The sequence below is a fragment of the Nocardia asteroides genome (assembly GCF_021183625.1).
GTDB lineage: Bacteria > Actinomycetota > Actinomycetes > Mycobacteriales > Mycobacteriaceae > Nocardia > Nocardia asteroides_A.
On sequence record NZ_CP089214.1, the window covers coordinates 2158289 to 2181035 of the forward strand.

Here is a 22747-nt window from a genome sequence, read left to right on the forward strand (position 1 = left end):
TATCCATGCGCCATGACCACCACACCGGCACCCGAGCCGAATCCGCTGTCCGAGGCGACCGCCGATCCGCTCGGCGACACCGCGGGCACGCAACCCCGTGAAGTCTCCGCACCGGTGCAGCGCAAGAAGGTCTCGGTCTCGTCGAAAACCGGCTACGCCTGGAGCGGCCTCGTCGCGGGCGCCGTCATCCTCATCGTGCTGCTGATCTTCATCCTGCAGAACCTGGACCAGGTGCCGGTGAGCCTCTTCTTCTGGGACTTCACCCTGCCGCTCGGCGTCACCGTGCTGCTCAGCGTGATCATCGGAGCGCTGCTGATGTCGCTGGTCGGCGGGCTCCGCATCCTGCAGCTGCGCCGCCTGGCGAAGCACCCGCGCTGACCCGCTACAACAGCGCGGAGAGCACCAGCCAGGCGACGAACGCCGACGGCAGCATGGAGTCCAGCCGGTCCATGATGCCGCCGTGCCCTGGCAGCAGCGTGCCCATGTCCTTGATCCCGAGTTCCCGCTTGATCTGCGATTCGATCAGGTCACCGATGGTGGCGACGGTGACCAGCCCGACGCCGAGCACGACGCCGATCATGGAGTTGGCCTCCAGCAGCAGCGTCACCGTGAGCAGGCCGCCGATCACCGAGAAGAGCAGCGAGCCGCCGAACCCCTCCCAGGACTTCTTCGGGCTGATCGAGGGCACCATCGGGTGCCGCCCGAACAGCACGCCCGCGACGTAGCCGCCGACATCCGAGCACACCACCAGGATCATGAAGGTGAGCACCCGCAGGTTGCCGTCCGGCTCCAGCAGCAGCAGCACCGAGAACGAGGCGAGCAGCGGGATCCAGGAGAGCGTGAAGACGGTGATCGCCGTGTCCCGCAGGAAGTTTCGCGGGGCGACGCTCAGGCCGTGATCGAACAGCCGCCACACCATGCAGACCAGCACCGTGCCGGCGAAGGCGCCCGCGACCCCGTTCGCGCCGAACGGCCAGCCGAGCCAGAACACCGCCTGCCCGCCCACGATGAGCGGGACCCGCGGCACCAGGACGTCGGCCTCGCGCAGCCGCTTCGCCACCTCCCAGGTCGCGATGCCGATCGCGGTGCCCGCGACCAGGATGAAGACCTTCGGGACGAAGAGCAGGATGGCGATCAGCGAGAGCCCGAGCCCGAGCCCGACGCCGAGCGCCGCCGGTAGGTCCCGGCCCGCCCGCGAGCTGCGCGCCGCCGCCGGAGCGGGCTCCGGCGGCGCGGCAGCCGGGGTCGGCGCGAAGGCCGCTCCGGCAGGCGGAGGTTCTGTGCCCGGCGGCGTCGGCTCCTCGGCCGCAGCGGCTTTCTCGACCACGATCGTCCCGTCGCTCAACTCAAAAGTTCCCGTTCGTTCCCCGACCTCGTGGCGGACCCGCGATCGGATCTCAGACCTCGAGCAGTTCGGCTTCCTTGTGCTTGACCAGGTCATCGACCTGGGCCACGTACCTGGCGGTGGCCTTGTCCAGTTCCTTCTCGGCCCGGCCCACCTCGTCCTCGCCCGCCTCGCCATCCTTCTGGATGCGGCCGAGTTCGTCCATCGCCTTGCGCCGGACATTGCGGATGGCGACCTTCGCGTCCTCCCCCTTGCCCCTGGCCTGCTTCGCCAGCTCGCGGCGGCGCTCCTCGGTCAGCTGCGGGATGGAGATGCGGATGATGTCCCCGTTGTTGGTGGGGTTGACACCCAGATCGGAGTTACGGATGGCAGTCTCGATCGGCCCCATCTGACTCTTCTCGTAGGGCTTGATCACGACCATGCGCGGCTCCGGCACCGTGATGCTGGACATCTGGGTGATCGGCGTCAGGCTGCCGTAGTAGTCGACGACGATCCGGTTGAACATGCCGGGGTTGGCGCGCCCGGTGCGGATGCTGCCGAGATCGTCCTTCGCCACCGAGACGGCCTTCTCCATCTTCTCCTCGGCGTCGAAGAGCGCTTCTTCAATCACGACCGTTTCCTCCACAGCATCGTCATTCCGGTTCCGCGGGCGAGTGCCGCGCGGGGTCGCGGTCTCAGGACCTGACCAATGTGCCGATCTTCTCACCGGCAACGGCCCGGGCGATATTGCCCTCGATCAGAAGATTGAACACCAGCATCGGCATCTGGTTGTCCATACACAGGCTGAAGGCCGTCGCGTCGGCGACCTTGAGCCCGCGCTCGATGACTTCCCGGTGCGTGATCTCGGTGTACAGCACGGCGTCGGCATCCAGCCGCGGATCGGCGCTGAAGACCCCGTCCACCGCCTTCGCCATGAGTACCACGTCGGCGCCGATCTCCAGCGCGCGCTGTGCCGCCGTCGTGTCGGTGGAGAAGTACGGCATGCCCATCCCGGCGCCGAAGATCACCACCCGGCCCTTCTCCAGGTGCCGCTTGGCGCGCAGCGGCAGGTAGGGCTCGGCGACCTGCCCCATGGTGATCGCGGTCTGCACCCGGGTGTCCACCCCCTGCTTCTGCAGGAAGTCCTGCAGCGCAAGGCTGTTCATCACGGTGCCGAGCATGCCCATGTAGTCCGAGCGGGCGCGCTCCATGCCGCGCTCCTCGAGCTCGGCGCCACGGAAGAAGTTGCCGCCGCCGATCACCACGGCGACCTGCACGCCGGTGGCGACGACCTCCGCGATCTGCTCCGCAACGGTCAGCACCACGTCCGGGTCGAGCCCGACCCGGCCGCCGCCGAACATCTCGCCGCCCAATTTGAGCAGTACCCGGTCGTAGCCTGGGCGAGCGATCCCCGGGTCCGTCATCGGTGCTGATCTCCTTAGGAGCTGGTTCCGGCGCGGGCCGGAACGTACTGGCTGCGGGCGCTCCGGGCGCGCCGACGTACCCGCTCGGGCGGGGAGGGCGACACACGGATGCCCCTATCCTGCCTCATGCCCCGCGCCGGACGCCGAAGGCCCCCCGGTGAACACCGGGGGGCCTTCGGGTGCCTGGTGCGGCGGGGTCAGCTGGCGCCGACCTCGAACCGGGCGAACCGGGTCACGGTGACGCCGGCGTCGTCCAGCAGCGCCTTGACGGTCTTCTTCGAATCGGTGACGGAGGCCTGCTCGAGCAGCACCACGTCCTTGAAGAAGCCGTTCACGCGGCCCTCGGTGATCTTGGGCAGCGCCGCCTCCGGCTTGCCCTCCTCGCGCGCGGTCTGCTCGGCGATGCGGCGCTCGTTCTCCACCAGATCGGCCGGGACCTCGTCGCGGGTCACGTACTTGGCCTTGAGCGCGGCCACCTGCATGGCGGCGGCGCGCGCGGCCTCGGCGGCGCTGTCGCCCTCGCCCTCGTACTCGATCAGCACGCCGACGGCGGGCGGCAGATCCGAGGCCCGCTTGTGCAGGTAGGTGGCGACCGGGCCGTCCAGCGCGACGACCCGGCGCAGCTCCAGCTTCTCGCCGATCTTGGCGGCGAGCGCCTGCAGCGCACTGTCGGCGGTCTCGCCGTCGCCCAGGTCCACCGCCTTCAGCGCATCCAGGTCGGCGGGCTTGGCCGCGGCGGCCGCGGAGACGATCTTGTCGGCCAGCGCCTGGAACTCGGCGTTCTTCGCGACGAAGTCGGTCTCCGAGTTGATCTCGATCAGGACGCCGCCCTTGGCGGCGACCAGGCCCTCGGCGGTGGTGCGCTCGGCACGCTTGCCCACGTCCTTGGCGCCCTTGATCCGGAGCAGCTCGACGGCCTTGTCGAAATCGCCCTCGGTCTCGACCAGGGCGTTCTTGCAGTCCATCATTCCGGAGCCGGTGAGCTCGCGGAGCCGCTTCACGTCGGCAGCGGTGTAGTTCGCCATCGGTGGCGAGCCTCCTTCGAGAAAGGGGGTGAATACCGGTCAGCGGTGGTCACGGTGGCAGTGCGCCGTGACCACCGCTGGAACAGCAGGTAACGAACCGGTCGATCAGGCCTCGGCGGGTGCCTCGGCCGGAGTCTCGACCGGTGCCTCGGCGGGAGCCTCCGCCACGGCCTCGGCCGGAGCGGCCTCCGCCGGAGCGGCCTCCGCCTCGGCGGCGGGGGCGGCCTGCGCGAGCAGCTCCTGCTCCCACTCGGCCAGCGGCTCGCCTGCGCCCGCCTCCGGCTTGTCGTCACTCGCGGAGCCACCGGCCCGCGCCTGCACACCCTCCGCGACCGCGGAGGCGACGACCTTGGTCAGCAGCGCGGCGGAGCGGATCGCGTCGTCGTTGCCCGGGATCGGGTAATCGACCAGGTCGGGATCGCAGTTGGTATCCAGGATCGCGATGACCGGGATGTTCAGCTTGCGCGCCTCGCCGACGGCGATGTGCTCCTTGTTGGTGTCGACGACCCAGATGGCCGACGGCACCTTCGCCATGTCGCGGATACCACCGAGGGTCCGGTCCAGCTTGGTCATCTCACGCGTGAGCATGAGGATTTCCTTCTTGGTGCGACCCTCGAAGCCACCGGTCTGCTCCATCGCCTCGAGCTCCTTGAGGCGCTGCAGACGCTTGTGCACGGTGGAGAAGTTGGTCAGCATGCCGCCGAGCCAGCGCTGGTTCACGTAGGGCATGCCCACGCGGGTGGCCTCGGCCGCGATCGACTCCTGCGCCTGCTTCTTGGTACCGACGAAGAGCACGGTGCCGCCGTGGGCGACCGTCTCCTTGACGAACTCGTACGCCTTGTCGATGTAGGTCAGCGTCTGCTGCAGGTCGATGATGTAGATGCCGTTGCGGTCGGTGAAGATGAACCGCTTCATCTTCGGGTTCCAGCGCCGGGTCTGGTGTCCGAAGTGCGCGCCGCTGTCGAGCAGCTGCTTCATTGTTACGACAGCCATAGCTCCCGTATCTCACTTTCGTTGCCGGTTGTCGCAACGGGTCGGTGACCCGCTGCCCTGGCGTCATCGAATCGCCGGCCCGCCGGTGAGGGCGGGACCAGCCGACGATTCCCCGTCTTCGACGGACACCGATCGAGGCGAGCGATCAACCTGCGAAGAGGAAGCTCTGTTCGAACAGCGCCGAGGCGACGGGCACGATGGCGCGCGAAGTCGGTCGGTGCGATGCACGGACCGCTCGGCCAGTCTACGTCGGGGAACGTCCGGGAAGAAATCGCCCCCGGTGGTTTATCCCCAGGTAGCGGGTTGTCCACAGGCGCGCGGTGGGGTCTCGCGGAGGCCGGGGTGGTTCGGCAGGCTCGGTTCCATGCCTCCATCCACCGCCCGAACCCTGCTGTTCTCCGTGGTCGTAGCCCTCGCGGCCGCACCCGTCGCCGGTGCCGCGCCGCCCCCCGGCGCAGCTCCACCCGCCGGTGCCGTTCCATCCGCCGGCGCAGTTCCACCCCCCGGTGCCGTTCCGAGCGCTGCCGCGCTCGCCGATGCCGCGGCCGGGTGGCCGGGCACGCTCGCCACCGAGCCACGCTTCGACTGGCCACTACGGCCGCGGCCCGCGGTCCTGCGCGTTTTCGACAACCCCGCGCACGACTGGCTGCCCGGTCACCGCGGCGTCGACCTCGGCGGCGCGCCGGGCAGCCCGGTGCTGGCCCCCGGCGACGCCATCGTGGTCTTCGCAGGCACCGTCGCGGGCAGACCGGTGGTCTCACTCCGGCACGACGGCGGCCTCCGCACCACCTACGAGCCGGTCGAGGCCGATGTCGCCGCCGGCGCGAGGGTCACCCGCGGCTCCCCCATCGGCACCCTCACCACCGGCCACGAGGGCTGCCCCGCCCCCGCATGCCTGCACTGGGGCGCCCGCCGCGACCCGACAATCCGCAACCGGCCGCAGTACGTCGACCCGCTCGGCCTACTCCGCCTCGCCCCACTGCGGCTGAAACCCCTGGTAGCGCCATGAACCCTTTCCCGCACCACCCGCGGCCGGGCATGATCGCCCCATGCCCGACTCCCCCTTCACCTACCCCGATGTCGGCGCCACCCGTGGCCCGCTCCCCGCCGGCTACGACCACCTGGAGGTGCGCCGCGCCATCGCCAAGGGCGAGGCCGAGTTCCGCCGCCTCGGTGACGCCGTGCTCGCCTACCGCATGCAGCGCGGCCTCGGCATCTTCCGCAGCGCCGATACCCCCGTCGCGCAGCCTGGCAGCCTCGTCACCGTCCGCCTCGGCGTCGGCCCCCTCGGCATCCCCGCGCCCTGCCGCGTCGTCTACGTCCTCGACGAGGGCGACCGCCGCGGCTTCGCCTACGGCACCCTCCCCGGCCACCCGGAATCCGGCGAAGAACTCTTCGCCGTCGAGTACGACCGCCCCACCGACACCGTCTACGGCATCGTCACCGCCTTCTCCCGCCCCGCCGCCTGGTACACCCGCCTCGCCGGCCCCGTCGGCCGCCTCGCCCAGCGCACCGCGGCCTCGGCCTACCTGGCGACGCTCCGGCGCACCCCGGTCGGGTGGAAGTAGGGCCGCGGCCACGAACCCTCCCCGCGCACGCCGTGCGCTCCGCACAGCCGGACCACCGAGGTGCCCCAGAGCCACACTGCCGAGAAACAGCGCGGCCGGACTATCGAGCCGGAGCGATCAGCGTGATCAGCACGGCCAGGCAGCCGACCACAGCGACCACCCCGGTCGCGAACGCGATCGATCGAGCGGCCTCGCCGAACCGGCCGCGCCGGAGGTCTCGACCCCGGCGGAATCCGGCGACCGCCAGTACGCCCATGGCGACCGCCGCCGAGCAGGGCACGACCGCCGCCGGCGCCCAGCCCCGATGCAGGGCCGCATTCGCGAGCAGGAGCGCGACGCCTGCCGCGCCGATCGCTGTTCGCCGCCACGCCAGTACCGTGCGCTCGATCGCCAGCCCGGTATCGCCCTCCCCCGCAGGGTCGTTCATTCGACCAGCACCGCGATGGCGGCGATGAGGGAGATGAAGGCGATGCCGAACGCCAGGATCGGCACCATCACCGTCTCCGGCAGCGCCCGGCCGGCGTGCATCGCCCGCGTGACCTGGCGCCAGCGCAGCAGCGCGCCCACCGCCAGCACGACGGCGAGCGCGACGCAGCTGACCGCGATCGCCCGCCGGAATCCGGTCACCAGGAACGGCTGGACCAGGGTGTGCACGGCGACACCACCCGCGAGTAAGCCGAGCGAGGTGCGGATCCAGGCCAGGAAGGTGCGCTCGTTGGCGAGGGTGAACCGGTAGTCGACTCCCGGCCCCGGCTCGTTCTCGACCTCGTCCACCGCACTCCCTTCATCGCCTGCCCACCCGCCCGGACGCTATCGCGCAATCGTGTCCCGATGCGGGGAACGCGCTCATGCCCGCGGATGCGCTTGATCGTGCACCTTGCGCAGCCGCTCGATCGACACGTGCGTGTAGAGCTGCGTGGTCGCCAGGCTGGTGTGGCCGAGCAACTCCTGCACCACCCGCAGATCCGCGCCTCCTTCGAGCAGGTGGGTCGCGGCGGAGTGCCGCAGCCCGTGCGGTGCGACGTCCGGTGCGCCGGGGATGGCGGAGACCACCTCGTGGACCACGGTCCGAGCCTGCCGCTGGTCCAGCCGCTTTCCGCGCCGCCCCAGCAGCAGTGCCCGCCCGGAGGACGGGACCGCGAGAGCGGGGCGCCCGAAGCGCAGCCAGTCGTCCAGCGCGGCGTCGGCGGGCTTGCCGAAGGGGGCGGACCGCTCCTTGTTCCCCTTGCCGAGCACCCGGAGCACGCGGCGCTCGCGGTCTAGGTCGTCGATGTCGAGCCCGCACAGCTCGCCGACCCGGATGCCGGTGGCGTAGAGCAGCTCCACGATCAGCCGATCGCGCAGCGCCATCGGATCCCGCTGCGCCGCCCCCGATTCGGCGGCATCCATCGCGGCGGCGGCGTGCTCGGTGTTCAGCACCGCGGGCAGGGTGCGCGGCCGCTTCGGGGATGCGAGCCGCAGTCCCGGGTCGACGGTGAGCCGTCCCGTGGCCGTGAGCCAAGCGGTGAACGTCCGGGCCGATGATGCTCGGCGCGCCATGGTGGTTCGCGCGACCCCCGACGACGACTGCTCCGCGAGCCAGGATCTGAGCAGCGCCAGATCCAGCTCCCGCACGGCGGAATCCGCGGCCCGCGCCACGAGGTGCGCGAGCAGCGAGCGCGCGTCCCCCACGTACGCCCGCACGGTGTGCGCGGAGCGATTGCGCCCCAGCGAAAGGTGCCGCTCGTACTCGGCGAGCAGCGCGCGCAGATCGTCGGGCAGAGCCTCCATCCCCCTACCGTGGCGTGTCACTCGCGCGTCCGCAAGAACCCGCGCCGTCCAGCCGCACGCCCCCCACTACTCGCGGGCGCACGGCGGAATGGGTGCCGACGTGCCGCGCGTGCGGCGCCACAGACCACACCGCCCCGCCGCGCAACCGCCACTACTCGCGGGCGCACGGCGGGATGGGCGCCGGCGTGCCGCGCGTGCGGCGCCGAAGACCACACCGCCCCCGCCGCGCAACCGCCACTGCTCGCGCGTGCGCGGCGGGGAACGGGCGCGGTGGCCCGCGGACCTCCCGACGAGACTGCGGGCCACTCAGTTGCGCTGCGTTCGGCGCCGGCCGGAGCCCTGCGACCCGACATTGTCGAGACGCAGGGGGCCGGCTTCGCTCATCACCTCCTCCACATCGGTGACGAGGACGGCTTCCCCCTCGCGGATCATGCGGTGACAGCCGACCGAGAGGGCCGAGGTGATCGGCCCCGGGACGGCGAGAGTCGGCCTGCCGAGGCGGCGACCCCACTTCACCGTGTTGCGGGCACCGCTGCGGACGCCGGCCTCGGTGACGAGGACGGCGTCGGCGAGGCCGGCGATCAAGCGGTTGCGGGCGAGGAAGTGGTGGCGGTGAGCGGTGATGCCCGGCGGGTATTCGCTGACGACCAGCCCGGTCTCCGCGATCTCGGCTAGCAGGCCGGCGTGCTGCAACGGATAGGGGCGGTCGAGGCCGCAGCCGAGGACGGCCACGGTGGTGCCGCCGACGGCGAGCGCGGCGCGGTGCGCGATCGCGTCGATGCCGTAGGCCGCGCCGGAGACGACCGTCCAGCCCCGCGCCGCCAGGTCACCGGCGAGCTCGCTGGTGGCCTGCGCGCCGTAGCCGCTGGCGCAGCGGGTGCCGACCACGGCGACGGCCCGCTCGGTGCACGCGGTCAGCGACGCCGCTCCGCGCACCCACAGCGCGAGCGGCGCCGAGCCGTCGGGATCATCGATCAGGCGGGTGAGGCCGAGCATGCGCCAGGCGGGCCATTCGGGGTCGTCGGGCGTGACCACGCGACCGCCGAGCCGGACGATCGCGGCGAGGTCGTCGGCAACCCGGTCGGTATCCCGGCGGGCCTCGGTCGGGCCGCGCAGCGCGCCGGGCAGGTCGCGTTCCCGCACGGCCCGCGCCGCCTCGATGACGCCGACGGCGTCGATGAGCGCGGCGAGCGGGGCGCACGGGCCGAGGACGACCCGGGAGAGGTAGACCCAGGCGAGCATCCGCTCCTCGGGGGTGCTCACGGCGTGCCCCACTGCCGGAAGCGCAGCGCGGCGAGGACGTCGTGCTCGGCGGGCTTGTCGCCGCGGCGCAGATCGCACAGCGTCCACGCGACCCGGAGCGCGCGGTCGGCGCCGCGCGCCGAGACCCGGCCCACTCGCATCGCCCGCTGCACTGGAGCCAGCGTCTCGGCGGTCAGCGCCGAACGGCGGCGCAGCACGTGGCCGGGCACCTCGGCGTTGGTCGACCACCCGTCGGCGCGCCAGCGCGCGGCCGCGCGCTCGCGGGCCTCGACGACCCGTGCCCTGACCTCCGCGCTGGACTCCGCCGGCCCGGCGCCGAAGGGGGCGCTCTGCTCGCCGTTCATCCGGACCCACAGGTCGATGCGGTCGATCAGCGGGCCGGAGAGTTTGCCGAGGTAGCGCCTGCGCGCGGCGGGCGTGCACCGGCAGTCGACATCCCGCGCCGGGGCGCACGGGCACGGGTTGGCGGCGAGGACCAGCTGGAACCGGGCGGGGTAGCGGGCGACGCCGTCGCGCCGGGCCACCCTGATCTCGCCCTCCTCCAGCGGGAGCCGCAGCGACTCCAGCACCCGTCCGCTGACCTCGGCGCACTCGTCGAGGAAGAGCACCCCGCGATGGGCCCGCGAGACCGCGCCGGGGCGCGCCATGCCGGAGCCGCCGCCGATCATGGCGGTCACGGAGGTCGAGTGGTGCGGTGCGACGAACGGCGGGGTGGTGAGCAGCGGCCGATCGCCGGCGAGATCGCCCGCCAGCGAGTGGATGGCGGTGACCTCGAGCGCCTCGGCGTCGGTGAGCGGGGGCAGCAGGCTCGGGAGGCGCTGGGCCAGCATGGTCTTGCCGATGCCCGGCGGCCCGGTGAGCAGCAGGTGGTGCCCGCCCGCCGCGGCCACCTCGAGGGCGTGCCTCGCCTCCTGCTGGCCGGTCACCTCGCCCAGGTCACCGCCGGCGAACACCTGGCCGGGGCGGGTGCCGTCGGGTTCGGCGAGCACGCCGTCGCCGCGCAGCCAGGCGAGCAGGGTGCGCAGATCGGGGGCGCCGAGGACCTCGATGCCGTCGACGAGCCCGGCTTCGCCGAGGGCGGGCTGGGGCACCACCACCGTCGGCACCCCGGCTATCCGGGCCGCGAGCACGGCGGGCAGGATGCCGCGCACCGGACGCACCCGGCCGTCCAGGGCGAGTTCGCCGAGCAGCACGGTCTTCGCGAGCCGGTCGCCGGGGATGCTGCCGCCCGCGTGCAGCACCGCGATGGCGAGCGCCAGGTCGTAGACGCTGCCGAGCTTGGGCAGGGTGGCCGGGGAGAGCGCCAGGATGACGCGGCCGTCCGGCCACTTCTCGCCGGAGTTGACGACCGCGGCGCGGATGCGGTCGCGGGATTCCTGCAGCGCCGCGTCGGGCAGCCCGACCAGGTGCACCGAGGGCAGCCCCTGGCCGATATCGGCCTCGACCTCGACCAGCTGCCCGTCGACCCCGGCGACGGCGACGGAGTGCGCGCGTCCGAGTGCCATCAGAACACCGACTGCAGGTGGTCGATGACGGGCTGGTGGCCGCGCTGCAGCAGCACCGAGACCACGTCGAAGCGGAGCCGCCGCCACGGCCGCTCCTGCTCGGCCAGCCAGAGCAGGGCCAGCCGCCGGATGCGCTGCCGCTTGGCGAAGGTGACCGCCTCGGCGGGGATGCCGAAGCCGAGCCCGGTGCGGGTCTTCACCTCGACGAAGGCGGTGAGCTCCGGCGTGCGGGCGATGAGGTCGAGCTCGCCGTAGCGGCAGCGCCAGTTGCGGGCGATGATCTCCATGCCCGCGGTTTCCAGGTACCGGGCGGCGAGTTCTTCGCCGTACGCGCCGAGGGTGCGGCGATCCGCGCCGTTGGCCGGGCGCGGCACCGCGGCCGCGATGGCCGCGAGCGAGTGCGGGGAGAGCGGGCTGTCACCTGCCAGAGTTTCGTTGGTCACGCCGGCAAGCCTGACGTGACCGCCGCCCACTCCCGCCGCACCGACCTGGGGAAACAGATTCCCTGTGGATCAGCGCGCCCCTGTGGACAACCGCGCGCTACTCGGGCAGCCGCAGGTCGGGTTTCTCCAGCTCCTCGATGTTCACATCCTTGAACGTGATCACGCGGACGTGTTTGACGAAGCGCGCGGGACGGTACATGTCCCAGACCCAGGCGTCGCTCATCCGCACCTCGAAGTACACCTCGCCATCGGCGTTCTGTGGCCGTAGCTCGACCGAATTGGCCAGGTAGAAGCGCCGCTCCGTCTCCACCACGTACGAGAACTGACCGACGATGTCCTTGTACTCGCGGTACAGCGAGAGCTCCATCTCGGTTTCGTACTTCTCGAGGTCCTCGGCACTCATCGGGTGGGACGTCCTCCTTCTCGCCGCAGTGCGTCGTCGGGGGTAATCATCGCGCATGCGCGGGCGCGGCAGCCATCCGGAGGCCCCCCTCGGCCGCCGGGGGCCGCGCTTCGCCGAGTTCGCGCACGTTCTTCCAGCTCCGCCGGTGTTCGCTGCACGGCCCGAGCCGGCGTAGCGCCTCGAGGTGCTCGGGGGTGTTGTAGCCCTTGTGCGCGGCGAAGCCGTAGCCGGGGAAGCGGCCGTCCAGCCCGGTCATGATCCGATCGCGGGTGACCTTGGCCAGGATGCTGGCGGCGGCGATGCAGGCGGCTGCCGCGTCGCCGCCGATCACCGGCAGCGAGGGCACCGTGATGCCCGGCACCCGGAACCCGTCGGTGAGCACGTACCCGGGGGTGTGCGCCAGCCCGGCGACGGCCCGGCGCATGCCCTCGATATTGGCGACGTGGATGCCGATGGCGTCCACCTCCCAGGCGGGGACGGTGACCACCGTCCAGCTCAGCGCGAGCCGGGTGATCACCGGGTACAGCTCGTCGCGGGCGGCCTCGGCGAGCTTCTTGGAGTCGTCGAGGCCCGCCAGCCGGTCATAGGCCTTCGGCGGGAGCAGGCAGGCGGCGACCACGAGCGGGCCCGCGCAGGGGCCGCGCCCCGCCTCGTCGACGCCGGCCACCGGGCCAAGGCCGCTGCGGATCAGCGCGGCCTCCAGCGTGCGCAGCCCGCCGGCCGGACGCATGACGACGCGCGGCGGCCACTTCCCGGATCGGATCACTGAACTCTGCACCATGTCGATTATGCTGCGGCCACCGACATTTCGGCCGGCCGGCTCACTCCGCCTGCGGATCCTCCGCGCGCACCGGGCCCATCCGGCCGGGCGGCCAGATTTTGAAGACGGTCTTGCCGCGCACGTTGTCGACCGGCACCGTGCCCTGCAGCTCGTCGCCGACGTGCGCGCGGGAATCCGCCGACTCGTTGCGGTTGTCGCCCATCACCCACAGGTGCCCCTCCGGCACGGTGACCGGCCCGAACACCCGGCCGGCCGGGTAGACGGCGTTGGCCTGGCCCTGGCGCCACGGGAAGTCGTCCTTGACGTACGGCTCGTCCAGCGGCTTGCCGTCCACGGTGACCCGGCCCTGCGCGTCGCAGCACTGCACGGTCTGGCCGCCGACCGCGATCACCCGCTTCACCAGATCGTTCTCGTCCGGGGGGACCAGCCCGAACCAGGAGAAGAAGTTCTGCACGCCGCGCACCACCGCGTTGTCCGAGCGGATCGACCGGTAGCTGGTGTTCCAGCTCGGCGGGCCGACGAAGACGACGACGTCGCCCGGCTCCGGATCGGCGGTGTAGTAGCTGATCTTCTGCACGTAGATGCGGTCGCCGATGGCCAGCGTGGGATCCATCGACTGCGACGGGATGACGTACGGGCGCCCCACGAAGGAGACCATGAGCGCGGCGATCACCGCCGCGATGACGATCAGGACCGGCAGCTCCTGCCAGAACGGCCGCTGCTTGCGCTGCTGCTGCTTGCGCCGCGACGCCCGGCCGCCCTCCCCCGACCTGCCCTCGCCCGCTCCGGACACGCCCACCGAACCGCTTTCGTCTGCCACGCCGAACAGAGTAGCCGTCGACCTGGAGCTGACCGCACACACTTCGGCCCGGCACCGCGAACGAATCGGGTGCCGGGCCGAAGGAGATTTCAGCGCGGAGCGCGCGAGCGCGCCCCGGCGGGGAAGCTCAGCGCTTCTCCTTGATCTTGGCGGCCTTGCCGCGCAGGTCGCGCAGGTAGTACAGCTTGGCCCGGCGGACATCGCCGCGGGTGACCACCTCGATGTGGTCGATGTTGGGGCTGTGCACCGGGAAGGTGCGCTCCACGCCGACACCGAACGACACCTTGCGCACGGTGAAGGTCTCGCGGATGCCGCCGCCCTGACGGCGGATCACGACGCCCTTGAAGACCTGGATGCGCTCCTTGGAGCCCTCGATGACCTTCACGTGCACGTTCAGCGTATCGCCCGGGCGGAAGGCCGGGACGTCGCTGCGCAGCGACTTCTCGTCGACGAAGTCAAGGGTGTTCATTTTCGTCCTTAACGGTTCATGGTGGAACAGAGGACCCTGGCGGCACTGGCGTGCTCGGCCGGTTCGTGCTCGGTACAAGGGATGCCGGAGCCGGGAAACGGCCCGGGGCAACCCGAACAGTGTGCCAGACGAGCTGGTCCGCGCTGAAATCGGGGCCGATCAGCTCTTCCCCGCCGGCTCGCTCGGCTGGAAGTGCCGGTGCTGCGCGGCGGGCGCGGGCACCACCTTGCGGGCCAGCTCCTCCTCGGCCGCGGTGCGCACGTGGTCGACGTCGGGCTTCCCGGCCACCAGGTCCTGCACGAAGATCTTGGCCCGGATTACCGGGCGCCGGTAGCGCCGCTCGCGCACGACGGCGCGGGCCATCAGCCTGCGCCGCCGGTCCGCGTAGCGCCAGCGCGCCCACGGCGCGCCCGGCCTGCTCAGCCGCAGCGCCCCGACCACGAGCAGCGGCAGGAAGAACATGCCGAAGAGCCCGGTCCAGATCTTGCCCTTGGCGATCACGATCGCCGCGAGCACCAGGTTCACCAGCGCGAAGACCGCGACGACCACCCGGACGGCGATGCCGGGATCGGCGCGGAAGTCGTTGATCTCCAGCAGCCACAGCGGGTGGAAGCCGAGCAGCAGCAGCCCGGTGACGGCGATCGCGACGAACACCGCGTCCACCGAGGTGCGGCCCTGCTTCTCCCAGTACACGTCGCGCAGGTAGAAGATCAGCGCGAACTCGTCCAGCACCAGCGCCGCGCCGACCCCGAAGGCGGCGGCGAGCATGGCCGCGGTGGAGCGGCTCGACGTCTCGGTGGTGGCCACCATGCCGATCCCGGAGGCCAGCACCAGCACCACGCCGAACACCATGTGGTGGATGTGGGTGTCGCCCGCCCTGATGTTCCCCGGCCACCAGCGCACCTTGGCCCTGATCATCCGGACGCTGACCCGGATGATCACGAACCCGACGATGAAGCCGAGCAGGAAGCACAGCAGCGGCAACCGGCCCTGCGCGATCACGTCCTGTTCGAGCCACCGCCGCAACACCGCGCTCCCTCTCGGTCTACTTGCCGAGCCCCGCTCGGCGCAGGGCGTCGGCCATGGCGCCGTTCGCCGGAGCGGGGCGGCGCTGCTGCTGGCCGCCCTGTTTGCCCTGGCCGCGCCCGTCGCCCTGCGGCTTTCCCTGTCCATTCTGCCTGGGTTTGCCGCTGCCGCCCCGGTTGCGATCGCGCTGACCGCCGCGCTCCTCGCGCCCGGCCGGTTTGCCCGGCTCGTCGTCCAGCCGGAGCGAGAGCCCGATGCGCTGCCTGGCCACGTCGACCTCGAGCACCTTGACCTTCACCACGTCGCCGGACTTCACTACGCTGCGCGGGTCGTCGACGAAGCTGTGCGACATGGCCGAGACGTGCACCAGGCCGTCCTGGTGCACCCCGACGTCGACGAAGGCGCCGAAGGCGGCGACATTGGTGACCACGCCCTCCAGCACCATGCCCGGTTCCAGGTCGGCGACCTTCTCCACGCCGGCGGCGAACTCGGCGGTCTTGAACTCCGGGCGTGGGTCGCGGCCCGGCTTCTCCAGCTCGGCGATGATGTCGGTGACCGTCGGGACGCCGAAACGCTCGTCGGTGAAGTCGACCGGCTTCAGCGCGCGCAGCACGGCCGGGTTGCCGATCACCTCGGCGATGCCGCTGCCGGTCGAGTCCAGGATGCGGCGGACCACCGGGTACGCCTCGGGGTGCACGGCGGAGGTGTCGAGCGGGTCGGCGCCGCCGCGGATGCGCAGGAAGCCCGCGCACTGCTCGAAGGCCTTCGGGCCGAGCCGGGGCACCTCCCTGAGCGCGGTGCGGCTGTGGAACGGGCCGTTCTGGTCGCGGTGCGCGACGATGCTCTCGGCGACCGTTCCGCTGATACCCGAGACCCGGGCGAGCAGCGGCACCGACGCGGTGTTCACGTCGACGCCGACCGCGTTCACCGCGTCCTCGACCACGACGCCGAGCGAGCGGGCCAGCAGCGTCTCGGAGATGTCGTGCTGGTACTGCCCGACCCCGATCGACTTCGGATCGATCTTCACCAGCTCCGCAAGCGGATCCTGCAGCCTGCGCGCGATGGAGACGGCCCCGCGCAGCGAGACGTCCATGTCCGGCAGCTCCTGCGAGGCGTAGGCCGAGGCGGAGTACACCGAGGCGCCCGCCTCGGAGACCACGATCTTGGTCGGCTTGTTCTCCGGGATCCGGGAGATCAGCTCGACGGCGAGCGCGTCGGTCTCGCGGGAGGCCGTGCCGTTGCCGATCGCGATCAGCTCGACGCCGAACCTGGCGACCAGCGCGGCCAGCACGGCCAGCGACTTCTCGGTCTGCCCCTGCGGCTTGTGCGGGTAGATGACCTCGGTGGCGACGGCCTTGCCGGTCGCGTCGACCACGGCCACCTTGACGCCGGTGCGGTACCCCGGATCCAGCCCCATGGTGGTGCGGGTGCCCGCGGGGGCGGCGAGCAGCAGGTCGCGCAGGTTGGCGGCGAAGATGTCGACCGCGTCCTTCTCGGCGGCCTGCCGCAGCCGCATCCTGGTGTCGATGCCGAGGCTCACCTGGAGTTTGGTGCGCCAGGCCCAGCGCACGGTGTCGAGCAGCCAGCCGTCGGCGGCGCGGCCGCGGTCGGCGATATCGAAGCGGGTGGCGATCCGGCCCTCGTAGACGGTGCGCTCGCCGGGCTGCGGCTCCTCGGTGTCCGGCTCCAGCTTCAGCGCGAGGATCTCCTCCTTCTCGCCACGGAGCAGCGCGAGAATGCGGTGCGACGGCAGCGATTCGAAGGCCTCGGCGAACTCGAAGTAGTCGGCGAACTTGGCGCCGGCCTCCTCTTTACCCGGGCGAACGGCCGCGCTGACCCGGCCGCGCTTCCACATCAGCTCGCGCAGCTCGCCGACCAGGTCGGCGTCCTCGGCGAAGCGCTCGACCAGGATGGCGCGGGCGCCCTCCAGCTGCTCGGCGGTGTAGCCCGCCGGGTCGGTGGCCGGGTCGCCGATCAGGGCGTCGGCGACCGGCTCGTGCCCGGCCTCGCGCGCGATCTGCGCCTTGGTGCGCCGCTTCGGCTTGTACGGGAGGTAGATGTCCTCCAGCCTGGCCTTGGTGTCGGCGAGGAGCAGCTGCCGGTGCAGCTCGTCGTCGAGTTTGCCTTGGCCGCGAATGGATTCCACGACGGCGGCGCGGCGCTCGTCCAGTTCACGCAGGTAGTGCAGCCGCTCCTCCAGCGTGCGCAGCTGCGCGTCGTCCAGCCCCTCGGTGACCTCCTTGCGGTACCTGGCGACGAAGGGGACGGTGGCGCCGCCGTCGAGCAGCTCGACGGTGGCGCGCACCTGGCTCTCCCGGACGCCGAGTTCCTCGGCGATACGGCGGTCGACGCTGGGCACACCGGCGCTGGGCAGAGCGGAACTCTCGGGCACTGTCGTCACGAGGCGCCACCCTACCGGCGACCATCGACGCCGGGGGTCAGGCGTCCTGGCGACCGAGCAGTTCCCCGGCCAGTGCACGCATTTCGGCCTTGCGCACCTTCCCGGTGACGGTCATCGGGAACTCCTCGACCAGGTGCACGTAGCGCGGGATCTTGTAGTGCGCCAGCTTGCCGGTGCAGAACTCGCGCAACCGCGCGGCGTCCAGCGGGGCCGCGCCGGGGCGCAGCCGGATCCACGCCATCAGCTCCTCGCCGTAGGTGGCGTCCGGCACCCCGATCACCTGCGCGTCCAGCACGTCCGGGTGCGCGTAGAGGAACTCCTCGATCTCGCGCGGGTAGATGTTCTCGCCACCGCGGATCACCATGTCCTTGATCCGGCCGGTCACCGCGAGGTAGCCGGCGCCGTCCATGACGGCGATGTCGCCGGTGTGCATCCAGCGCGCGGCGTCGACGGCCTCCGCGGTCTTGGCCGGTTCGCCCCAGTACCCGAGCATCACCGAGTAGCCGCGGGTGCAGAGCTCGCCGGGCTCGCCGCGCGGCAGCGTCCGCCCGGTCACCGGGTCGACGATCTTGACCTCCAGGTGCGGCCCGACCCGGCCGACGGTCTCGGTGCGCCGCTCCAGGCTGTCGTCGCGGCGGGTCTGGGTGGAGACCGGCGAGGTCTCGGTCATGCCGTAGCAGATGGAGACCTCCGCCATGTTCATCCGGTCGATGACCCGCTTCATCACCTCGATCGGGCAGGGCGAGCCCGCCATGATGCCGGTGCGCAGCGTGCGGAGGTCGTGCTCGGCGCCGGCGTCGAGCGCGGCGAGCATGGCGATGAACATGGTCGGCACGCCGTAGAGCGAGGTGCAGCGCTCGGCGGCGACCGCGGCCAGGCTCGCCTCCGGGTCGAACGATGGCGCCGGGATGACGACGGCGGCGCCGTGCGTCGTGCTCGCCAGATTGCCCATCACCATGCCGAAGCAGTGGTAGAAGGGCACCGGAACGCAGATCCGATCGTGCTCGGTGTAGCCGCACAGCTCACCGACGAACCAGCCGTTGTTCAGGATGTTGTGGTGGCTGAGCGTGGCGCCCTTGGGGAATCCCGTCGTCCCCGAGGTGTACTGGATATTGATCGGGTCGTCGGCGGAGAGCTCCGCGGCGACGGCGGCGAGCCGGGCGGCCTCCGCTTCGGTGGCCGCCAGCGCTTCCCACTCCGGCGAGCCGAGCACCAGCACCGATTCCAGCTCCGGGACCGCGGCGCGCACCTCGCCGACCATCGCGACGTAGTCCGAGGTCTTGAAGGACTCGGCGGTGATCAGCGTCCGCACCCCGGCCTGGCGGAGCACGAACTCCAGCTCCGAGGTGCGGTAGGCCGGGTTGATGGTGACCAGGATCGCGCCGATCTTCGCGGTGGCGTACTGCACCAGGAACCACTCCGCGCAGTTCGGCGCCCAGATCCCGACCCGGTCACCGGTGCGGACGCCGTGCTCGAGCAGCCCGGTGCCGATGGCGTCGACCGCCGCGACCAGTTCCCGGTAGCTCCAGCGGCGGCCGGATGGGCGGTCGACCAGGGCTTCGCGCTCCGGGTGCGCGGCGGCGACGCGATCGAGGTTGCCGCCGATGGTGTCGCCGAGCAGCGGGGTGTCGGCGCGGCCGCTGTCGTAGGCGGGGGCGCTGTCGTAGGCGGGGGCTCTCACCGGGCGCCGCCGCGGCGGAGCAGGTAGCGCTGCACCTTGCCGCTCGGGGTCTTGGGCAGCGTGTCGACGAAGTGCACCCGGCGGGGGTAGGCGTGCGCGGCGAACTTCTGTTTGACCAGCTGCTGCAGCTCGGCGGCGAGCTCGTCGTCGCCGGTCGCCTCCCTGCCGAGCACGACGAAGGCCTCCAGCACCTCGCCGCGCAGCTCGTCCGGCATCCCCACCACCGCGGCCTCGGCGACCCCCGGATGCAGCAGCAGCACGCTCTCCACCTCGAACGGGCCGATCCGGTAGCCGGCCATGATGATCACGTCGTCGTCCCTGGCCGAGAAGCGGAAGAAACCGTCGGCGTCCCGCGAGCCCGCGTCGCCGGTGAGGTACCAGCGGCCGTCGGCGGTGAAGCGCTGCGCGGTGCGCTCGGGGGCGTCCAGGTAGCCGGTGAACCAGAGCAGCGGGCTGTTCCCGGTATCGATGGCGACCCGGCCGAGCTCGCCGGTCGGCGCCTCGGCGTCGGCGTCGTCGGCGAGCACCGCGCAGTGCCAGCCGGGCAGCTGCCTGCCCATCGAGCCGAGCGGGACGGTGGCGTCCAGCGCCTCGTGCCAGGCGTTGCCGATGACCATGCCGTGCTCGGTCTGGCCGTAGTGGTCGCGGACCGGGACGCCGAGCGCCTCGGCCGACCACTCCACCACCTCGGGGGTGAGCGGCTCGCCCGCCGACGAGGCGCGGCGCAGCGTGACGCCCTCCGGAGCGGGCTCGGCGCGCAACGCCCGGTAGACGGTGGGCGCGGCGGCGAAGTTGGTGACGCCGAAGCGCTCCAGCACCTGCCAGGTGAGCGCGGGCGAGAACGGCGCGTGCAGCAGCAGGGTGCGGATCCCGGACGCCAGCGGGGCCAGGATCGCGTAGTACAGCCCGTAGGCCCAGCCCGGGTCGGCGCCGTTCCAGAAGACGTCGTCCGGCCGTACGTCCAGCGCGAACTCCTGGTACGCGTGGAACGAGGCGAGTGCGCGCAACGGGATCGGCACGCCCTTCGGGGTCCCGGTGGTGCCGCTGGTGAAGAGCTGGACCAGCCCGCCGTCGCCGCCGACGGTCACCGCGGCGGCCAGCGGGTCGTCGGCCGAGTGCCCGGCGAGCAGCTCCTCGAAGCGCAGCGCGCCCGGTTGCTCGCCACCCGCGACGATCACCCCCCACGGCGCGTCGGCCGGGATGTCGTCGCCGGGAAGCAGCTTCGCGGCCTGGTCGGCGTCGGCGATGACCCAGCGGGCATCGCCGGCCGTGAGCCGGAAGGCGATGGCGGGCGAGGCGAAGGCGGTGAACAGCGGCATGTGCACCGCACCGCGGCGCCAGATGCCGAGCAGCGCCACGACCAGCTCGGCCGACTTGGCCATGAGCGTGGCCACCCGGTCGCCGGGGCCGACGCCGAGCTCGCCGAGTGCGGCGGCGAACCGCTCGGAGCGCTCGCGCAGCTCCCCGTAGGTGAGGTCGGTGTGGCTCAGGTCGGACTCGACCACGGTGACCGCGACCCGGTCGGCCGGGTGCCGGTCGCAGAGCAGCACCGCCGCGGTGGCGGCCGGGCTGTCGTAGGTCGCCAGCAGGGTGCGTACCCGCTGGTCCGGGTCGCTGTCGGGCACCGTCGTCTCGGTCGCCATGTGGTCCTCCCTCGTGCGGCTCCGGATCGGCGCCGGAGTCCGCCTAGAATGTGGGACACGTCACGTTCCGCACTACCCCCGAAAAGGGGTGACCCGAGATGAGCCCCGATCGCGTGCCCGGCGAGCACCTGCTCCGCCCGCGCGACGGCGACGCGCTGCGCGCGGCACTGCGGCTGGTGGCGCGGGAGGCCGGGGTGCCGGTGGCGTTCGGCGGCGAGATCGCGCGGGACGCGCTGCTGCTCTCCGAGTTCGTCGGCACCACCACGAACGCGCTGCGCGGGCTCACGGTGCTGCGCATGTCCGGCCTCGGCGGGCAGGTCATGGCGAGCGGCTCCCCCGCCTCGGTGGCCGACTACCGCAGCGCCTCGTCCATCACGCACGACTACGACCGGCCGGTGCTCGGCGAGGGCATCCGCTCGGTGCTCGCGGTACCGGTGCTGGTCGAGCGGCAATCCCGCGCGGTGCTCTACGCCGCGAACCGCGGCGGCTCCCCGCTCGGCGGCCGCACCGCCGAGCTGATGATCGGCGCGGCCAGGCAGCTGGCCCGCGAGATCACCGTGCGCGACGAGGTGGACCGGCGGCTGCGGCTGCTCCGGCTCGCCGAACCGGCGCCCGCGGGCGCGGAGAGCGAGGAGCTGCGCGACATCCACGCCGAGCTCAGGGAGATCGCGGCCGCCGTTCCCGACCCCGAGCTGCGCGCCCGCCTCGACACCGTCGGCGGCCGGATCACCCACGTGCTCGCCGGAGCGCCCGCCGCCGACGCGCCCCGGCTCTCCCGCCGCGAGCTCGACGTGCTCGCCCAGGTCGCGCTCGGCTGCACCAACCAGGAGGTGGCGACGCGGCTCTCGCTCGGCCCGGAGACGGTGAAGAGCTACCTGCGCAGCGCCATGAGCAAGCTCGACGCACACACCAGGGTCGAGGCGGTCGCCAGGGCCAGACGGGCTCGGCTGCTGCCCTAGGACCCTGTCGGTGCCCCGTGCAAAGATCGGCGCCGACAACTACTTCGGGGGGAGTTCGGCATGGAGTGGAATCGAGCGGTACGGGCGCTGGCGGCGTTCGGGCTGGTCATGGTGGTGGCGGCGTGCGGGGGCCCGCGGCGTCCCGGCCGCAGGGCGGGCTGGAGCTGTCCGGGATCCACACCGTCGAGCTCGGCGGCTTCGATGACGCGGGGGTGACCGAGTCCGGCATCTACACCGTGCGCGGCGACACGATTCTCGGCTGGAGCCCGGACGGCGAGCAGCGGTGGGCGATTGCGCGAGCCGGGAGTGCGCCGGATCCGCGGCGCACCACGCCGGTGCTGTTCCACGACGTGCTGCTGGTGGGATGGCAGGACTCCCCCGGCTACGTGGCCTACTCCGCCGATACCGGCGCGGAGCTGTGGAGCACCGCCGCCGACGGGTGGTGGGAGAGCGGCGTCGAGGACGGCAGCGTCGTGCTCCGCGATCCGGCGACGAACCGGCCGCGCTGGACCGCCGATCCGGCGCGGTGGAGCTGCGCGGCGCCGTTCACCGAGGACAACCTCTCCGTCCTGCTGACGCGGGAGGTCGCGCTGCTGCGCTGCCCCACCCGCTTCGCCCCGGACGGTACCGGCCTCGACCTCGCGGTGGCCGCGTTCGACCGCCTGACCGGGGCCGAGCTGTGGCACCGGAGGCTCACCGGCACCGACACCTTCGTGGTCGATTCGTCCGACACCCTGACCGTGAAGTCCGGCGGCGAGCGGGTGTTCCTCGCCCTGCGCAGCGGCGACGAGCTCGGCCGTCAGCCGGTCGGCGAGCAGTCCCGCTACCGCTTCGCCCGGCCCGGCGGCACCGCGCTGATCATGGACAGCACCACCCTGGCGAAGAACACCGAGATGCGGTTCGTGGAGCCGGACGGCGGGGTGCGCTGGACGGCGCCGCTCGCCGCAGACGAGGAAGTACTGCTGAGCGTCGGGTCGCCGGACGGCGCACTGCTGGCGACGCTGCGGCCGCGCAGCGGCGGGCGCGACGACGGGTCACTGCTCGCCTACGACGTACGCACCGGCGAGCGCACCCGCGTCGCGGGGGCGAGGCCGACATCGCGCGGAGAGGAACCGCTGCTCACCATGCCGGTCGCGCAGACCGCGCAGTTGAATCCCGCACCGTGGGGCGTGCTGGTGCTGGGCGCGGACGGCCGGGCCGCGGTGATTCCGTCCGGCTGAGCGGAGCCGGGGCGGGTCCCGTCCGGTCG

General features: G+C 72.2%; 24 protein-coding genes. 5 read left to right on the forward strand and 19 right to left on the reverse strand.

Going from position 1 to position 22747, the window contains the following annotated elements; translation table 11 throughout:
- Window positions 1-12 precede the first annotated feature (12 nt).
- Window positions 13-378 (forward strand): LapA family protein, encoded by a 366-nt coding sequence (locus tag LTT61_RS10445; RefSeq protein WP_233019740.1) that lies wholly within the window; start codon window positions 13-15, stop codon window positions 376-378.
- A gap of 4 nt (window positions 379-382) precedes the next feature.
- On the opposite strand, the gene LTT61_RS10450 is transcribed toward LTT61_RS10445, so the two are convergent.
- The 5 genes from LTT61_RS10450 to rpsB all read right to left on the reverse strand — a co-directional run bounded on the left by LTT61_RS10450 (window position 383) and on the right by rpsB (window position 4766).
- On the reverse strand, window positions 383-1345 hold the full coding sequence (locus tag LTT61_RS10450; RefSeq protein WP_233019741.1) for a phosphatidate cytidylyltransferase: 963 nt from the start codon (window positions 1343-1345) through the stop codon (window positions 383-385).
- 52 nt (window positions 1346-1397) lie between these two features.
- Complete coding sequence (gene frr / locus LTT61_RS10455) at window positions 1398-1955, reverse strand: ribosome recycling factor (protein ID WP_233019742.1); 558 nt, start codon at window positions 1953-1955, stop codon at window positions 1398-1400.
- A 64-nt stretch (window positions 1956-2019) separates the two neighbouring features.
- Window positions 2020-2748 carry a UMP kinase gene (gene pyrH / locus LTT61_RS10460; protein WP_233019743.1) on the reverse strand — a complete coding sequence of 243 codons (729 nt, stop codon included), beginning with the start codon at window positions 2746-2748 and terminating at the stop codon, window positions 2020-2022.
- 197 nt (window positions 2749-2945) lie between these two features.
- Window positions 2946-3773 (reverse strand): translation elongation factor Ts, encoded by an 828-nt coding sequence (tsf, locus tag LTT61_RS10465; RefSeq protein WP_233019744.1) that lies wholly within the window; start codon window positions 3771-3773, stop codon window positions 2946-2948.
- A 105-nt stretch (window positions 3774-3878) separates the two neighbouring features.
- Window positions 3879-4766: a 30S ribosomal protein S2 gene (gene rpsB / locus LTT61_RS10470; RefSeq protein ID WP_233019745.1), complete on the reverse strand. Its 888-nt coding sequence runs from the start codon at window positions 4764-4766 to the stop codon at window positions 3879-3881.
- Window positions 4767-5130: 364 nt separating this feature from the next.
- Between rpsB and LTT61_RS10475 the strand changes: the two genes are divergently transcribed.
- The gene (locus tag LTT61_RS10475) at window positions 5131-5775 is read left to right on the forward strand and encodes a M23 family metallopeptidase (RefSeq protein WP_420094764.1); all 645 of its coding nucleotides are present in this window, start codon (window positions 5131-5133) and stop codon (window positions 5773-5775) included.
- Window positions 5776-5815: 40 nt separating this feature from the next.
- Window positions 5816-6334, forward strand: coding sequence for a DUF1990 family protein (locus tag LTT61_RS10480; protein WP_233019746.1), 519 nt, complete (start codon window positions 5816-5818; stop codon window positions 6332-6334).
- Between the two features lie 100 nt (window positions 6335-6434).
- Here the strand turns inward: LTT61_RS10480 and LTT61_RS10485 are convergent, their stop codons facing one another.
- From LTT61_RS10485 to LTT61_RS10550, 14 genes are all read right to left on the reverse strand, one after another.
- Window positions 6435-6761, reverse strand: coding sequence for a DUF202 domain-containing protein (locus LTT61_RS10485; protein WP_233019747.1), 327 nt, complete (start codon window positions 6759-6761; stop codon window positions 6435-6437).
- The gene (locus tag LTT61_RS10490) at window positions 6758-7108 is read right to left on the reverse strand and encodes a YidH family protein (RefSeq protein ID WP_233019748.1); all 351 of its coding nucleotides are present in this window, start codon (window positions 7106-7108) and stop codon (window positions 6758-6760) included. The genes LTT61_RS10485 and LTT61_RS10490 overlap by 4 nt, the downstream gene beginning before the upstream one ends.
- Before the next feature lie 72 nt (window positions 7109-7180).
- Window positions 7181-8104 carry a tyrosine recombinase XerC gene (locus tag LTT61_RS10495; RefSeq protein WP_233019749.1) on the reverse strand — a complete coding sequence of 308 codons (924 nt, stop codon included), beginning with the start codon at window positions 8102-8104 and terminating at the stop codon, window positions 7181-7183.
- 306 nt (window positions 8105-8410) lie between these two features.
- Window positions 8411-9367, reverse strand: coding sequence for a DNA-processing protein DprA (gene dprA, locus LTT61_RS10500; RefSeq protein ID WP_233019750.1), 957 nt, complete (start codon window positions 9365-9367; stop codon window positions 8411-8413).
- A complete protein-coding gene (locus LTT61_RS10505) occupies window positions 9364-10872 on the reverse strand; it encodes a YifB family Mg chelatase-like AAA ATPase (RefSeq protein WP_233019751.1) in 1509 nt (502 codons plus the stop codon). The genes dprA and LTT61_RS10505 overlap by 4 nt, the downstream gene beginning before the upstream one ends.
- Window positions 10872-11246, reverse strand: coding sequence for a YraN family protein (locus LTT61_RS10510; protein WP_233020946.1), 375 nt, complete (start codon window positions 11244-11246; stop codon window positions 10872-10874). Before LTT61_RS10510 ends, LTT61_RS10505 begins: the two co-directional genes overlap by 1 nt.
- A gap of 166 nt (window positions 11247-11412) precedes the next feature.
- Entirely contained in the window at window positions 11413-11718 is a 306-nt protein-coding gene (locus LTT61_RS10515) for a DUF2469 domain-containing protein (RefSeq protein ID WP_011210678.1), read from the reverse strand.
- Window positions 11719-11764: 46 nt separating this feature from the next.
- On the reverse strand, window positions 11765-12499 hold the full coding sequence (locus LTT61_RS10520) for a ribonuclease HII (protein WP_233019752.1): 735 nt from the start codon (window positions 12497-12499) through the stop codon (window positions 11765-11767).
- Between the two features lie 40 nt (window positions 12500-12539).
- On the reverse strand, window positions 12540-13319 hold the full coding sequence (gene lepB / locus LTT61_RS10525) for a signal peptidase I (protein WP_420094765.1): 780 nt from the start codon (window positions 13317-13319) through the stop codon (window positions 12540-12542).
- A gap of 127 nt (window positions 13320-13446) precedes the next feature.
- Window positions 13447-13788 (reverse strand): 50S ribosomal protein L19, encoded by a 342-nt coding sequence (rplS, locus tag LTT61_RS10530; RefSeq protein WP_233019753.1) that lies wholly within the window; start codon window positions 13786-13788, stop codon window positions 13447-13449.
- A 159-nt stretch (window positions 13789-13947) separates the two neighbouring features.
- Complete coding sequence (locus LTT61_RS10535) at window positions 13948-14814, reverse strand: hypothetical protein (protein WP_233020948.1); 867 nt, start codon at window positions 14812-14814, stop codon at window positions 13948-13950.
- 19 nt (window positions 14815-14833) lie between these two features.
- Window positions 14834-17215: a Tex family protein gene (locus tag LTT61_RS10540; protein WP_420094766.1), complete on the reverse strand. Its 2382-nt coding sequence runs from the start codon at window positions 17213-17215 to the stop codon at window positions 14834-14836.
- Between the two features lie 37 nt (window positions 17216-17252).
- Complete coding sequence (locus tag LTT61_RS10545; protein WP_233019754.1) at window positions 17253-18896, reverse strand: AMP-binding protein; 1644 nt, start codon at window positions 18894-18896, stop codon at window positions 17253-17255.
- Entirely contained in the window at window positions 18893-20539 is a 1647-nt protein-coding gene (locus LTT61_RS10550) for an AMP-binding protein (RefSeq protein ID WP_233019755.1), read from the reverse strand. Before LTT61_RS10550 ends, LTT61_RS10545 begins: the two co-directional genes overlap by 4 nt.
- 98 nt (window positions 20540-20637) lie before the next feature.
- On the opposite strand from LTT61_RS10550, the gene LTT61_RS10555 reads away from it, so the two are divergent.
- Window positions 20638-21498, forward strand: coding sequence for a LuxR C-terminal-related transcriptional regulator (locus LTT61_RS10555; protein WP_233019756.1), 861 nt, complete (start codon window positions 20638-20640; stop codon window positions 21496-21498).
- 122 nt (window positions 21499-21620) lie between these two features.
- Window positions 21621-22718 (forward strand): PQQ-binding-like beta-propeller repeat protein, encoded by a 1098-nt coding sequence (locus tag LTT61_RS10560; RefSeq protein WP_233019757.1) that lies wholly within the window; start codon window positions 21621-21623, stop codon window positions 22716-22718.
- The last annotated feature ends 29 nt before the right edge of the window (window positions 22719-22747 follow it).